At 38.6% G+C, this 14,343-nt stretch carries 11 protein-coding genes; 10 read left to right on the top strand and 1 reads right to left on the bottom strand.

Going from position 1 to position 14,343, the window contains the following annotated elements:
• Positions 1-5 precede the first annotated feature (5 nt).
• From ACT8YW_RS11095 to ACT8YW_RS11070, 6 genes are all read left to right on the top strand, one after another.
• Positions 6-1,466 carry a RagB/SusD family nutrient uptake outer membrane protein gene (locus ACT8YW_RS11095; protein ID WP_444104923.1) on the top strand — a complete coding sequence of 487 codons (1,461 nt, stop codon included), beginning with the start codon at positions 6-8 and terminating at the stop codon, positions 1,464-1,466.
• 18 nt (positions 1,467-1,484) lie between these two features.
• A complete protein-coding gene (locus tag ACT8YW_RS11090) occupies positions 1,485-2,816 on the top strand; it encodes a sialidase family protein (RefSeq protein WP_444104922.1) in 1,332 nt (443 codons plus the stop codon).
• Positions 2,817-2,836: 20 nt separating this feature from the next.
• Positions 2,837-5,014 carry a fimbrial protein gene (locus ACT8YW_RS11085; protein ID WP_444104921.1) on the top strand — a complete coding sequence of 726 codons (2,178 nt, stop codon included), beginning with the start codon at positions 2,837-2,839 and terminating at the stop codon, positions 5,012-5,014.
• A gap of 11 nt (positions 5,015-5,025) precedes the next feature.
• Positions 5,026-6,588: a calcineurin-like phosphoesterase C-terminal domain-containing protein gene (locus ACT8YW_RS11080; protein WP_444104920.1), complete on the top strand. Its 1,563-nt coding sequence runs from the start codon at positions 5,026-5,028 to the stop codon at positions 6,586-6,588.
• A gap of 114 nt (positions 6,589-6,702) precedes the next feature.
• On the top strand, positions 6,703-7,245 hold the full coding sequence (locus ACT8YW_RS11075; protein WP_444104919.1) for a hypothetical protein: 543 nt from the start codon (positions 6,703-6,705) through the stop codon (positions 7,243-7,245).
• A gap of 20 nt (positions 7,246-7,265) precedes the next feature.
• Entirely contained in the window at positions 7,266-7,856 is a 591-nt protein-coding gene (locus ACT8YW_RS11070; protein WP_444104918.1) for a sugar O-acetyltransferase, read from the top strand.
• A gap of 136 nt (positions 7,857-7,992) precedes the next feature.
• On the opposite strand, the gene ACT8YW_RS11065 is transcribed toward ACT8YW_RS11070, so the two are convergent.
• Positions 7,993-8,472, bottom strand: a complete 480-nt coding sequence (locus tag ACT8YW_RS11065) for a hypothetical protein (protein ID WP_122135884.1) — start codon at positions 8,470-8,472, stop codon at positions 7,993-7,995.
• Between the two features lie 278 nt (positions 8,473-8,750).
• Between ACT8YW_RS11065 and ACT8YW_RS11060 the strand changes: the two genes are divergently transcribed.
• The 4 genes from ACT8YW_RS11060 (at position 8,751) to ACT8YW_RS11045 (ending at position 14,175) form a co-directional block, all read left to right on the top strand.
• Complete coding sequence (locus ACT8YW_RS11060; RefSeq protein WP_444104917.1) at positions 8,751-11,228, top strand: TonB-dependent receptor; 2,478 nt, start codon at positions 8,751-8,753, stop codon at positions 11,226-11,228.
• Positions 11,229-11,309: 81 nt separating this feature from the next.
• Complete coding sequence (locus ACT8YW_RS11055; RefSeq protein ID WP_004311232.1) at positions 11,310-12,386, top strand: sensor histidine kinase; 1,077 nt, start codon at positions 11,310-11,312, stop codon at positions 12,384-12,386.
• On the top strand, positions 12,383-13,462 hold the full coding sequence (locus ACT8YW_RS11050; protein ID WP_444104916.1) for a sensor histidine kinase: 1,080 nt from the start codon (positions 12,383-12,385) through the stop codon (positions 13,460-13,462). The genes ACT8YW_RS11055 and ACT8YW_RS11050 overlap by 4 nt, the downstream gene beginning before the upstream one ends.
• Positions 13,459-14,175 (top strand): LytR/AlgR family response regulator transcription factor, encoded by a 717-nt coding sequence (locus tag ACT8YW_RS11045; RefSeq protein ID WP_120079779.1) that lies wholly within the window; start codon positions 13,459-13,461, stop codon positions 14,173-14,175. Before ACT8YW_RS11050 ends, ACT8YW_RS11045 begins: the two co-directional genes overlap by 4 nt.
• Positions 14,176-14,343 lie beyond the last annotated feature (168 nt).

Genomic DNA, 14,343 nt, shown 5'->3' with positions numbered 1-14,343 from the left:
GAAAAATGAAAACCAACACAATAAAATTCCTATTATTTCTGTTGCCATTGGGATTGTTTTCCTGTATCGGAGATTTGGACGTAATACAGAAAAGTACCATAAACTCTGAAAATATGTGGGAAAATGAAGGTGATATGAAAGCTGCCATGTATGGATCTTTTTATTCTTTCAGGAATGCATATAAGACAAATTTGAGTTATTGGGGTGATTTCCGTTCAGGGCTAATTGGTCCGGGGCTTGGCAGTTTTAATGGAACTGCATTAGTCAGTAACAAAATTACTTCGTCTGAAACAAAGGGAACTAGCTGGGAACTTTTATATAAGAGTATCAATGATTGTAACATGATTCTCAAATATGTGGATGAAGTTACTTTTCAGGATGAGAATTTGCGTAATCAGATTAAAGCAAATGCTTACTTTTTGAGGGCTTACATGTATTTCACAATAGTAAGGGTATGGGGAGACGCTCCATTGATGCTTGAAGGGATTGAGTCGGACGAAGGTGATATGATGCCATCAAGAGTAGATGCAACACTTCTCTATGAGCAGGTGAAGAATGATATAGAAGCTGCTTTGGGAGTGATGCCCGCTTCTGTTACAGACCGTACTACAGGTTCGCAAGCTGCTATCAATATGTTGGCTACTGACTATTACCTATGGATGTATAAATGTAGGAATGTTGGAAAAGATGCGTTGACTAGAGCTTCAGAAGCAGTTGATAATGTATTGGGGAATAAAACTTATTCATTGCTTCCTGATTATTCAAAAATATTCGATATAAAAAGTAAGAACAGTGCGGAAATTATCTTTACTATGCACTTTGAACGTGATGAGGCTGAAGGTGGTTACCCGGCAAGTTATCTGATTCCGGATAGTAAATATACAGACGATAAGAAATACCGGGATGCCAATAATGTAAAAACAGGAAGTCAAGACCAATGGTATTCTTTAAGTAGTACGATTCAGACGTTAATTAATGAAATCAGTGAGGATGCTCGTACAACAACGACTTTTACAGTCTTCACTATTCCCGAAACCGGTAACAGTTATTCCTGGATTAATAAGTTTACGGGTGAATGGACAGATAATACGCGTTACTTTACATCAGATATTCCTATATATCGTTATGCTGAAGCTCTTCTCTTTAAAGCTGAAATAGAAAATGAGTTGAATGGAACTCCTCTTTTTTATCTGAATCAGATTACTCAACGGGCTTACGGAAAAGAAAATTACTATCCGTCTACTCTTACTAAAGAAGAAATAAATGAAGCCATATTTAATGAACGGCTCAAAGAGTTTGCTGCTGAAGGTAAAAGCTGGTGGGATTATATCCGTATGGGATATGTATTTACTAAGATACCGTCATTACTGGGAAGACAAAATGAAACCAACATTTTGTTATGGCCTATCTCTTCAGATTGCTTTGAGAATAATCCGAATATTCGTCAAACTATTGGCTATAACTAATAATTAATACGAAATCAGATGAAACATAGATTATTATACTCATTATTTATCTTCTCCATTTTATGTACAGCTTGTGGAGATGATTTGAAATTTGGTCCAAATTCGGGGATCGTAATTCCGGAGGAACCGACAGAAGATGATCCAAAGGAAGACGAAGATCCGGAAATAAACTATCCGGATAATCGTGAAATAGTGGAAAGTATTGTATATGAGGCTGGTAAAGATAATCATATTTATTTCCGGATACCGGCACTTACCGTAACTAAAAAAGGAACGATACTTGCATTTTGTGAAGCTCGTAATACTAAGGCTGATTTTTATGAGGGAAATGAGGATAAATTTCCTGTTGTTCCGGTGGGAAGTACTAAAGATTTGGGTGATATTGATTTAGCTGTCAAACGTTCTACGGATGGTGGAAAGACGTGGGACAATATGATAACTGTCGTTGATGATTATGATAATACCTGTGGGAATCCGGCACCTGTTGTAGTTGAATCTACGGGAAGAATATATTTGTTTTGGTGTTGGGGACGTTATCCCAATCAATTGGAAAGCAAGTTTGTTTCGTCTACTTCTGACGGTCATACTAGGCGTGTGTTTTATTGTTATTCGGATGATGACGGACAAACTTGGAGCACTCAATATGATTTGACAAGCCGATTGAAAAAAAACGATTGGAGTTGGTATGCTACAGGACCTTGTCATGGTATTCAAAAGCAGCTTGCTCCTCAAAAGGGACGAATCATTATTTCAGCTAACCATCGGGATAATGGTAATAAGGACAATTATTCTCATATTATCTATTCTGATGACAACGGTTCTACCTGGCAATTGGGAGGAAGAACGGAGATAGGAGGGAATGAGTCGAGCCTGACTGAACTTGCGGACGGAAGTTTATTGATTAATATGCGTCGGGTAGTGAAAGATAATAACGGAAACGATTTGCCTTCTGAGTATAGAGCTTCAGCTGTTAGTAAGGATGGAGGTGCTACGTGGGAGAAGTCTGTTGTCAATCAGGATTTGATTGACCCTGGGTGCCAAGGTTCTATTGTCAATTATCCTATAAATAAGAATCGTAGTAATACTTTGTTATTGAGTAATACCCATCATTCTTCTTCGCGTTCCAATCTTTGTATATCCAAGAGCATTGACGGAGGTATCTCTTGGACTACCCCGCTGGTTATCTGGAGTGGACGGGCCGCTTATTCGGATATTATTACCTTACAAGATGGTTCGGTATGTGTCATTTATGAAAATGGTTCCGGTAAATTTGGAAAGGCAAATCCTAATGAGCAAATAAGCTTTTACAGAGTGCCTCCTTCTCTTTTAGGGGATAAGTTGAATTTTTAATTAATAAACGACTAGTAATTATGAGGATAATAAAAATAAATATCGCATTCTTGGTAACACTTCTTTCTGTGTTGTTTATAGGATGTGAAGTGGACTATAAGGATATAGATACATTAGGCAAAGCAGATAGTGGTGCTTCCGAGGTAAGTATCAATCTGGATTTATTTGTGGCTGGTAGTTGGACTCCTGAACAGGTTGTCGCTACTGCCGGAGAATTGAAAGTGGAAAAGTATGATCTCTTTATTTTCAAGGTGTCATCTGACGGAAATTATTTGGAATATAAAGAAATGAATATTGCACCGGATGCTTCTGAAATGGTATCGCATAATCAGAGTATTAAGATTGGGAATAGAAATATTATTTTGCCTACAGGTGGGACGAAACGGGTAGTGGTGATAGCTAATGCTAATGATAGGGCCAGTTATCCTGTTTTGTGTTCGTTAGCAGAGAGTACAAAATCTGATTTTTCTGATGTGACCGTATATGATAAATTTATCAATGATTTTTCTATAAAAGCGGATAAACAGCAGACCTCTCCGTTTGTCATGATGGGAAACGCCTTGGTTGCTAATGCGGATATGGAGAATGTCGGCATAACCTTAGCTCCGCAATATGCGAAGATAAATATAAAGAATAAAGCGGCAGGTTCTGAAACAAACGGACTTTTTATTTCTTCCGTGCAATTGAAGAATGTACCGGAAAGTGCTCATCCTTTTATTAATGATTATAGTAAGAAGACATCGCGTTTTGTCAACTATGAGGTGAATGTGGTGGATAACGGAGCATTGGAGGAAATGATTCCCGATAAGTTATATCTTTTATATACTCCGGGTACCAGCAGTGCGTCAGCTGACTATAGAGTGATTGTGCTGATAAAAGGGAAAAAGAACGGGATTGATTTCGAGAAAGAGTTTCCTTGCTCCAATCCGATGTATCCGGGATACCTCTTTAACATGATTTTATCATTATCCGGGAATGAAGTGGAAGCGGAGTTTGTACCTAACTGGTCTGATGGTGATTTCTCTATTAGCAGTGTGCATCTGAAAAATAATAAAATGACTTTCCCATTCACAGCTGATAAATTCTGGGGATATGAAATTTTCTGGGCTACTAATATGGCGGGAGCCGTGAGTGTGGAGAAACAGGGAAATGAATCTTGGTATAGTATTACTGTGGAGGAAAATCTTGTGAGGGTTTGTTGTTTGGAAGATAATACTACCGGTAGGGAACGAACAGCTTCATTTACAATCGGTCTTGGGAAGAAGAAAGAAACGGTGGAAATAGTTCAGCAATCGATGCCTTCTACCATTACATTTAATGGCATGGAATGGTTAGACCGGAATTTGGGAGCTATTTTGCCTTTAACAGAAGAAAATATAACTCATTCAGATACGTATGGTTATTATTATCAATGGGGAAGGAATGTTCCATTCCCAACTTTTGGAACAGTTAGTATTGCAGTTAGTGATCCGGGGATAACGATACAGCAGGCACATGGCATGAAAGAATTTATAGTTTCATCTTCATCCTCGACGGATTGGTATACAGCCGTTTCTGTTGCAGACAAAACTACAACATGGGAAGATAGGACAGGAAGTTTGGGAAACCCCTGTCCGGAAGGTTATCATGTACCAAGTTACAGAGAATATCAGACGATTTTACCATATAAAAACTCTGCAGGCATTGGTAATTTTAGTAACGTTGATTTTAAAATAAATTCAGCGGAGATATTGGATGATACCGGGACACTTTGTGATGCGCTTTATGTGACATCTGCTAAAGATGAGGCTACTATTTATGCTATTAAAAAATATAAGACTGATGGTGCGTACTATTTGAGATTACGTCGTATCAAGACGGACTCCGGTATTTATCTTCGCATTGACAGATTGTCCGGTAATGCACAGAGTGACTTTGTTGGTGAAAGTGCCGATGCTAAACTATCGTCTGCTTCGGCTATCTTTAACTCTGCAACAACAGGGATGGAAACTATTTATTTTCCGGCAGCCGGTAGACGTAATAATAAAACCGGTGAACTAGTTAATCAAGGAATAAATCTGTATAGTTGGGCCGCTACTTGCTGGGATGTAAGTTCTTCAGGTATTTATTTTGATCCTTTAGATGGAAATACTAGAATTTATTGTATAGCACAGGCTAGGTCTTTTGCCCAAACAGTTCGTTGTATTAAAAACTATTAGAATTGATATTTATGAAAACATTTACATTATTATTTATAATATATATGTTGAGTGCTTACGGCAGTTATGCCGTAGCATTTGACAATATCGTAGGAAAAGTTACTTGTGGTCAGAAACCCGTTTCCAATGTTCTTGTTTCTGATGGAGTAGAAGTAGTGAAGACAAATGCTGAAGGATATTTCCATTTTAATTCGAAGAAAGAAGACGGATATGTGTTTATTTCTGTTCCAGGTAACTATGAAGTAGATCATACAGGCATTATTCCGAATCATTTTGCTCGTTTGAAGAAGGGATATAATGAAGTGGACACTGTGAACTTCCATCTGACTAAAAGAGAAAATAAGGATTGTGAAATTTTCATGTTTACGGATATACATCTGACAAATGACCGTGTTGATAATGATTTACCACAATTTGGAAAGACTTTTTATCCTGATATTGTATCACAAATAAAAGCCCGTGCAAATAAACCTGTTTATGCAATATGTTTGGGTGATATGACTACTGATGTGAAATGGCATATCAATCATTATGCGTTACCAGAATATTTGGAAACGATGAAAGACTTTCCTATTCCTGTATATCATACCATGGGTAATCATGATAATGAACGCAAGGTTATTGATAATATATCTGATTGGGATTTTTATGGTGAATCTGCATATAAGAATGTAGTAGGTCCTAACTACTATTCTTTTAATATTGGTGCATGGCATGTTATGATACTGGATAATATCATAACAGGTGGACCTGTGGAAAAGAATGAAAAGCTGAATTATCAGTTCACTTATCGCATAGATGATCGGCAAATGGAATGGATAAAAAAGGATTTGTCTTTTATATCGAAGAATACTCCTATAATGGTCGGTATACATGTTCCTCCATTAAAATACACAGATATGAAGAATGGAGTATTGGAAACTGATTATGATTTTGAGAATGCAAAAGACTTTTTAGCCTGTTATGCAGATTTTAATCAGGTTCAGGTTTTTGCCGGGCATACGCATAAAAGTAGTAACTATGTTTATGGGGAAAATATCACTCTTCATAATTTACCTTCCGCATCTGCTGTCTCTTGGAAAATCAATGGGAAAACTAGTCGATTGATAAGTGAAGATGGTACTCCTGCCGGATATTGGATAATAAACGTAAACGGAGATAACCTCCAATGGCAGTTTAAGGCTGCTGAAAGAAATTTGGAGAAGAGTCAATTTTTTGTTTATGATTTAAATTGTGTTCCCGAACAATTCGGTGGAAGCAAAAACTCTAACGAAATTTTGATAAACATCTATAATTGGGATCCTGAATGGAAAGTGGATGTTACAGAGGACGGGCGTTCTTTAGATGTTTCTCATTGTTGGACCCGTGACCCTTTGTATCGTTTAATTAGAAGTGATAAAGGAGTGTTACCCGGTAGACCTACAGCATTTTTGGCAAATTATAATTCTCATATGTTTAAAGTGAAAGCGGCTAATGCCAGAAGTCCTATTCGTATTCGCATTACCGATCGATTTGGCAATGTTTATGAAACAATGATGAAGAGACCTAAGAAATTTTCTTGGGATATGGAATAAATAGAGTTTTTTTGACTCCAGTCGGATAGGCTGGAGTCAAAAAAACAGATATAGATGATATTATGCCTGTCTTTTGTTGCTTATTTTTATATTTGCATACAAAATGGTGATATTATGAAAAATCTGTTTGTTAAAACACTTCGTATTTTGATGCTTTTGGTATTGATTGCTTCGTGTGGCATCGGATATGTTATCTACGAAGATACACTGACTGCCTGGTGGATACCTCTTGGTATGGCGCTTTTGATTGCTCTTGCTACTATCCCATTCTATAAGAAATGGATATGGCTTACAACCATGGATGGTAAAGTAATTAATTGTTTGTGTCATCTGGCTTGCATCGGTGCCATCAGTTATGTATTGTTTCTTGGCGGTAATTATTGGTTTGCCGATCCTGCTTCCACACACGAAGAAACAGTGGTGGTACAGAAAAAATATGTAGAAACACACAAGAAGACCCGTAGAGTAGGCAGGCATCGTTATGTTTCGGATGGCATACGTAAGGAATACTATTTGCAGGTAGCTTTTGAGAATGGAGCTGTGGAAGAATTGCATGTGTCACTTTCCACTTATAATAAGGCCAAGGCAGGTGCACCGAAGATACTAACTTTACAAAAAGGCTTTTTCGGATTACCAGTGATTACAAAAGGACTTTAATCAATCATTATGATATAGATATGGAAAATAGAGAATTGTATGAAAGAATGTTGTCGGGGACTATGTATAATGATTTGTCTGCAGAACTGGTTCAGAGAAGAGAACAAGTCGTTTTTCTGACTAATGATTATAACTCTACTTATGGAAAACCCAAAGAGGTTCGTGAAGCATTATTACGCAAATTGTTGAAAGACATTGGGGAGAATGTTCACTTCGAACCCAATTTTCGGTGTGAGTTTGGATTTAATATCACTATAGGAAACAACTTCTTTGCTAATTTTGATTGCATCATGTTGGATGGGAATCTTATTACAATAGGGGATAATGTCTTGTTGGGACCACGTGTCGGACTGTACACTGCAAATCATGCACTTGATGCTCGGGAACGCGTTATGGGAGGTTGCTATGCACGTCCGATTGTGATTGAGGATAATGTCTGGATTGGTGCAGGCGTCCATATTATGGGTGGTGTTACCATTGGAAGAAATTCGGTAATCGGAGCAGGAAGTGTAGTGACTAAGGATGTGCCGGAAAATGTGATCGCTGCAGGAGTTCCATGTAAAGTAATTCGGGAGATCACGGATAAAGATAAGACCGACTTTTTAGGGTAGGTTGGCGTGTGCTATTAAGAAAAGTCACATCACTTTCAGAACGGTTTATGTCCTCTAAAAGTGATGTGACTTTTCTTATATAGGTAAGGCAACTAACCAGAATAGGAGTTGCCCGACTTAATCTTAGGATGAACCGTTAGCTGTTAGCTTTCGAATCATTATCTTCTTCGTCCTCTTCCTCTTTTTTCTTTTTGCCTAGTCCGAGGATACCAAAGATAAAATCTTTCAGATAACTTATTATACCGATAACGATCAATGCACCGAAGCCATAGATTAGAATACTGCCTCCCCATTTATCCCAGAAGGATGGCTCTGGAATGAGACTGGTAAGATCCTCTACATTGAGGTCTTTCTGAAGAGCTTCTATAAAATCGTCGGGAATATCATAATAGGTGTCAGGTTTGGATTCTGAAAACAGCACTAATACACGGCTACCATCTTTCTCAATATAACCCAGATCCAAATGTGAACCGTCATCTGTCTTGTAATAGGAACTGTCCGGCAAAGTAGCGACTTTAGGAATGTTAGCTGGAACGTTGATTTTTATACGGCGTGCTTCAGCACTAGTCATAAAAATGGTGATAAAGGCCACCAAAACAAATAAAAACTTTTTCATACTTTATAAATATTAAATTGATTGTGTCGCTATAAAGCCACTATTGTTGTTTTGCTGTATATTGATTTGGCAAATGTAGAAATTTTTTTCTAAAAACAGAATATATGGAGTTTTATTTTTTTTAAGGCTCTGTTTCTGGTAAGATTTCATGGATTGAATGATTTTTTCGTCTTATCAATTTTGCGTTTTGTCTACAAACGGGATGCATTCGTCTCATTTCAAAAATCGGCAATCTTCTATACTCTATCTTCGTGACGAAATAAAAACAGAATAAAATCATGAAGATGAATAAAACTAGATTATTAAAAGAAATATCTATTCAGTCGGGTATCTCCGCAGATGAATGCAGCGCAGTACTCAAAACCTTTGAAAGAGTTCTTAGTGAAGAGTTAACCCGGAAAATACATCGTTATGGCGGGTGGATACTTTTGTTGGTTGCTTTGTTGGTATCCGCAGTGGCGTTTAGTCAGACACCGCAGAGAAAAGGACGGCCGGTACAGACAATCCGGGGAATGGTTATTGACGGGGATTCAAAACACCCGATACCGTATGCAACGGTGAGATTATCCGAAAAAGAGGGAGCAGGTACGATAACAGACAGTCTCGGTCGTTTCAGCATACCACAGGTTCCTGTTGGACGGCATACGGTAGAGGCAACCTTTATGGGATATGAGCCGGGTATTTTCAGAGAGATACTGGTAACTTCCGCCAAGGAGGTTTATCTGGAAATTCCTTTGAAAGAAAGTGTAAACGAACTCAATGAAGTAGTGATTCGTGCCAGAACCAATAAAGAGGAGGCGATGAATAAGATGGCTACTACCGGGGCCCGTATGTTAAGTGTGGAAGAAGCGAGCCGCTACGCCGGAGGTTTTGACGACCCTGCCCGTTTGGTATCCTCCTTTGCCGGAGTGGCCCCCAGTGTATCTTCTAATGGAATATCCATTCATGGCAATGCTCCCCATCTGTTGCAGTGGCGATTGGAAGACGTTGAAATTCCCAACCCGAATCACTTTGCGGATATTGCCACATTGGGTGGAGGAATACTTTCATCTCTTAGTTCGCAGGTATTGGGTAATTCCGATTTCTTTACCGGAGCTTTTCCGGCAGAATATGGAAATGCGGTATCCGGTGTGTTTGATATGAAATTGCGCAATGGAAATAACCAGAAGAATGAGAATACGCTTCAAGTGGGCATCATGGGAATTGATGTAGCTTCCGAAGGACCGTTAAGCAAGAAGCACAAAGCATCCTATATTTTCAATTACCGGTATTCCACAACGGGACTTCTGAACTTGGAGGGCGGAAAGATGGACTATCAGGACTTGAACTTCAAACTGAATTTCCCGACACAGAAAGCAGGAACATTCTCTGTCTGGGGAACCAGCCTGATTGATAAATTCGGCAGTGATTTTGAAAAGAATACGGATAAATGGGAATATATGAGCGACCGTAGCGAATCAAAAGACAAACAGTATATGGCTGCCGGAGGTATCAGCCACCGTTATTTCTTCAACAATGACGCATCACTGAAAACCACTATTGCCGGTACTTATTCGCAACTGGACGGAGGAGCAACCATGTTTAACCACTCTCTGGAATCTACTCCCTACATGGATCTTAACTCGAAACATACCAACTTGATACTGACTTCAACTTTCAACCGTAAATTCAGTAACCGTTTTACTAATAAGACAGGATTTACGTATAATGCCATGTTCTATCAAATGAACCTTGCCATTGCTCCTTATGAAGCCGAATCACTGGAAACCGTATCTCAAGGAAAAGGCAATACGAGTCTGATATCTGCCTACAATAGTTCTTCTGTAGGATTGACGGAACGTTGGACGCTCAATGCCGGTATTTACGGGCAATTTCTAACCCTGAATAATAAGTGGTCTGTTGAACCCCGTATTGGTTTGAAATGGCAAGCTACTCCGAAAGCAACTTTCGCACTGGCTTATGGTATGTACAGCCGTATGGAGAAAATGGACGTCTATTTTGTGAAAACGAAAAGTACAGGAGACAAATCCGTCAACAAGGAACTCGATTTCACCAAAGCGCAGCACGTCATGTTGTCTTTTGGATACAAAATATCCGATCGCATGAATCTGAAAATAGAACCTTATATCCAATTTCTCCATGATGTGCCTGTGATGGCTGACAGCTCTTATTCCGTACTCAACCGCTCTGATTTCTATGTGGAAGACGCATTGGTTAATAAAGGAAGAGGACGCAATATAGGCATTGACATCACTTTAGAACGTTTCCTGGAAAAAGGACTCTATTACATGATTTCCGGTTCTCTTTTCGATTCCCGTTACCGGGGCGGAGACGGTGTGTGGTACAATACGAAGTTTAATCGGAATTATGTCATCAACGGACTGATTGGAAAGGAATGGATGCTGGGACGTAATAGACAGAATATTCTTAGCATCAATCTGAAATTGACCTTACAAGGAGGTGACCGGTATTCTCCGATTGACAGGGAAGCAACGATGAATCATCCTGATAAAGAGGTGCAATATGACGAAACGAAAGCATTTTCTAAACAATATTCTCCCATGCTTATCGGCAACTATACCGTGAGTTACCGCATCAACAAGAAGAAAGTCTCTCATGAGTTTGCAGTGAAAGGACTTAACTTTACCGGTGCGAAAGAATACTATGGACATGAATATAATGTGAAAACTGGAAAAATTGATGTTAGTGACGGTTCTACAACATTGACAAATGTGAGTTATAAACTTGAATTTTAAATAACCGATATAGAAGTCCAACCGGAAAAATGTTTTATCTTCGTCCCCGGAGATAAAACATCTTCCCTGATTAAATACACGATGGCTGAAACAATAACAACAGACAATAAATCTACTTTATTATATCGATTCCTCGTTAGTCCGGAACTTCGATGGGCGCGTTATCTGGTGCTTATTATGGTGTTGGCTACCATATCATTCAATCAGGTTTTTATTATATTCCTCGATTATCGGGATATATTGGGAGGATGGATTTATACATTCACTTTCTTATATCTACTGACTTATATAGGAGTTATTTATCTGAATCTTTTCTGGCTCTTTCCAAAGTTTTTGCTGAAAAGACGCTATCTAACCTACATATCCTTACTTTCAGTAGCAATGATGCTTGCCCTGGCAATACAAATGGCAACGGAATATGTATCTTATTCCTGCTGGCCGGAATTTTACGAACGTGCCTCCTATTTCTCCATACCTATAGTGATGGATTATATATCTTCTTTCATGTTGTCTACACTCTGCATGATAGGAGGAACAATGACCGTTCTCCTGAAAGAATGGATGATAGATCATCAACGTGTCTCACAAATGGAAAAGGTTCACGTTCTTTCGGAAGTGGAACAGCTAAAAGAACAAGTCAGCCCCGAACTTCTTTTCAAAACATTGCATCATTCGGGAGAACTGACATTGAGCGAACCGGAAAAGGCTTCGAAGATGCTGATGAAATTAAGTCAACTACTTCGCTATCAGCTATATGATTGCAGCAGAACAAAGGTCTTGCTTAGTAGTGAAATTAATTTCCTGAATAATTACCTGACCTTGGAACAGAATTCCCAGGCACAATTCAATTATGAACTGCTTGCGGATGGAGAAGTAAATAGAACACTGGTTCCACCCTTGCTTTTCATTCCATTTGTGCAATATATTGTAAAATCAATCAACGAACAGCGAACATCAATCCCTGTTTCTCTCAAAATCCATTTGAAAGTAGAAGAGAACACAATTATATTCACCTGTCTTTGCCTACAAGTGAATCTTTTGGAAGATAAAGGACTTGAAAGAATCCGCCAAAGACTGAACTTATTATATGGCAATCGTTACAGACTATTCCTGACGACAGAAAGCATCTGGTTGGAATTGAAAGGAGGTGAAGTATGAACCTGAATACAGAACATAGAAGAATGGAAGATAAAAGTGTTACAGCTTTTTTGTTAAGTCCTCATTACCGGACATGCAGACATCTGTTACTGCAAATAATAGTTCTTTTGATGACTATTAATGTCTTTTGGTACGAACCTTTGCAGTCAGTTTCTTTTTGGCGGCGTTTTGGTGGATTCCTGGCATATTTTGTTTCCATTAATACGGTAATCTATATGAACCTGTATATATTAGTACCCTGTTTTCTGTTGAAGAACCGCTTAGGTCACTATGTCCTGACGGCCGTCCTGACGAATTTGGTAGTCATCGTCTTCCTTTCAGTCACCCAGGGATTACTCTTTGAAGTAATTCTGCCCGGAAAAGATCCTGGTAGATTCGCTACTTTCATTAATACTTTTTCGGGGATACTGACCATCGGTTTTGTTACCGCAGGTTCGGCAGCCATATCCTTGTTTACCCATTGGTTGCGTTATAACCTGCGTATTGACGAACTCGAGTCCACTACTTTGCAATCCGAACTGACATTTCTGAAGAATCAGATTAACCCGCATTTCCTTTTCAATATGCTGAATAATGCCAATGTCCTGATAAAGAGAAATCCGGAAGAAGCTTCCAAAGTACTTTTTAAACTGGAAGATTTGCTACGGTATCAGATTAACGACAGTTCGCGTGAAAGAGTTTCATTGGCTTCGGATATCCGTTTCCTGAATGACTATCTGAATTTGGAAAAGATACGCCGTGACAATTTCCAGTTTACGTTGAGGCAGGAGGGAGAAGTGGATTCCATTTGGATTCAGCCTTTGTTATTCATTCCTTTTGTGGAAAATGCGGTGAAACATAGTTTTGATAGTGAGCATTCTTCGTATGTCCATGTCTTTTTTAAGGTGGAGGCTCACCGGCTGGAATTCCGGTGTGAGAATTCTAAACCGGCTGTTGCAGTCCAGCAGGGTAAAGTCGGTGGAATCGGACTTGCCAATATTCAGCGTAGATTAGGATTACTGTATCCTGAACATTATAAGTTGGAACAAAAAGAAGATGAAAATCTCTATTCTGTAATTTTAAGTATAACATTATGAATTGTATCATTGTAGATGATGAACCCTTGGCACGTGAGGCCATGAAGTTATTGATAGAAGAATCCGATAATCTCCAGTTGATAGGCAGCTTTAATAGTGCTGCAACTGCTTCCGACTTTATGGAGCAGCAGGGAGTCGATCTGGTTTTTCTGGATATTCAGATGCCTGGGATTACAGGAATAGAGTTTGCCCGTACGATTTCCAAAAAAACACTGGTTATTTTCACCACAGCCTATACAGAATATGCGCTGGATAGCTACGAAGTAGATGCAATCGACTATCTGATTAAGCCCGTCGAAGCGGAACGTTTTCAAAAGGCGGTGGATAAAGCGTTATCCTATCATTCTCTATTATTGAAAGAAGAAAAAGAAGCTATCGAAACGATTGTTGCCGCTGAATATTTCTTCGTAAAGGCAGAACGCCGGTATTTCAAAGTGAATTTCTCCGATATTCTCTTTATTGAAGGATTGAAAGATTACGTCATTCTTCAACTGAACGACCAGCGTATCATTACTCGCATGAGTCTGAAAGCCATATTCGATTTATTGCCAAAATCTGTTTTTTTGCGGGTGAATAAATCCTATATTGTCAATACCGATCATATCGAGTCATTTGACAATAATGATATATTTATAAAATCCTATGAAATTGCTATCGGTAATAGCTACCGGGACGACTTCTTTGAAGGTTTTGTAATGAAACAAAGATTGTGATTTTTCATTTTTGTTTGGTTACATAATTTTCAAATGGTATATTTGTAGCCAAAATAAAGAATACGTGAAAACAATATCCGGAGATTGCCGATTCCCTTTATAGTGATAGTTATGTATTATTAATGCGAATCAGTATTTGATTTATTAGTTAAAAATTAGCGTAATTAG

The organism is Bacteroides sp. (assembly GCF_052357945.1).
Classification (GTDB): Bacteria; Bacteroidota; Bacteroidia; order Bacteroidales; family Bacteroidaceae; genus Bacteroides.
This window is presented reverse-complemented; position numbering and strand designations above follow the sequence as displayed.

Excerpts from the sequence above, each read along its gene's own strand:
- ACT8YW_RS11095 (WP_444104923.1), top strand. The coding sequence starts at position 6 with ATGAAAACCAACACAATAAAATTCCTATTATTTCTGTTGCCATTGGGA.
- ACT8YW_RS11065 (WP_122135884.1), bottom strand. The coding sequence starts at position 8,472 with ATGAAAAAGTTTTTATTTGTTTTGGTGGCCTTTATCACCATTTTTATG.
- ACT8YW_RS11070 (WP_444104918.1), top strand. The coding sequence starts at position 7,266 with ATGGAAAATAGAGAATTGTATGAAAGAATGTTGTCGGGGACTATGTAT.
- ACT8YW_RS11080 (WP_444104920.1), top strand. The coding sequence starts at position 5,026 with ATGAAAACATTTACATTATTATTTATAATATATATGTTGAGTGCTTAC.
- ACT8YW_RS11085 (WP_444104921.1), top strand. The coding sequence starts at position 2,837 with ATGAGGATAATAAAAATAAATATCGCATTCTTGGTAACACTTCTTTCT.
- ACT8YW_RS11090 (WP_444104922.1), top strand. The coding sequence starts at position 1,485 with ATGAAACATAGATTATTATACTCATTATTTATCTTCTCCATTTTATGT.
- ACT8YW_RS11045 (WP_120079779.1), top strand. The coding sequence starts at position 13,459 with ATGAATTGTATCATTGTAGATGATGAACCCTTGGCACGTGAGGCCATG.
- ACT8YW_RS11060 (WP_444104917.1), top strand. The coding sequence starts at position 8,751 with ATGAAGATGAATAAAACTAGATTATTAAAAGAAATATCTATTCAGTCG.
- ACT8YW_RS11075 (WP_444104919.1), top strand. The coding sequence starts at position 6,703 with ATGAAAAATCTGTTTGTTAAAACACTTCGTATTTTGATGCTTTTGGTA.
- ACT8YW_RS11050 (WP_444104916.1), top strand. The coding sequence starts at position 12,383 with ATGAACCTGAATACAGAACATAGAAGAATGGAAGATAAAAGTGTTACA.
- ACT8YW_RS11055 (WP_004311232.1), top strand. The coding sequence starts at position 11,310 with ATGGCTGAAACAATAACAACAGACAATAAATCTACTTTATTATATCGA.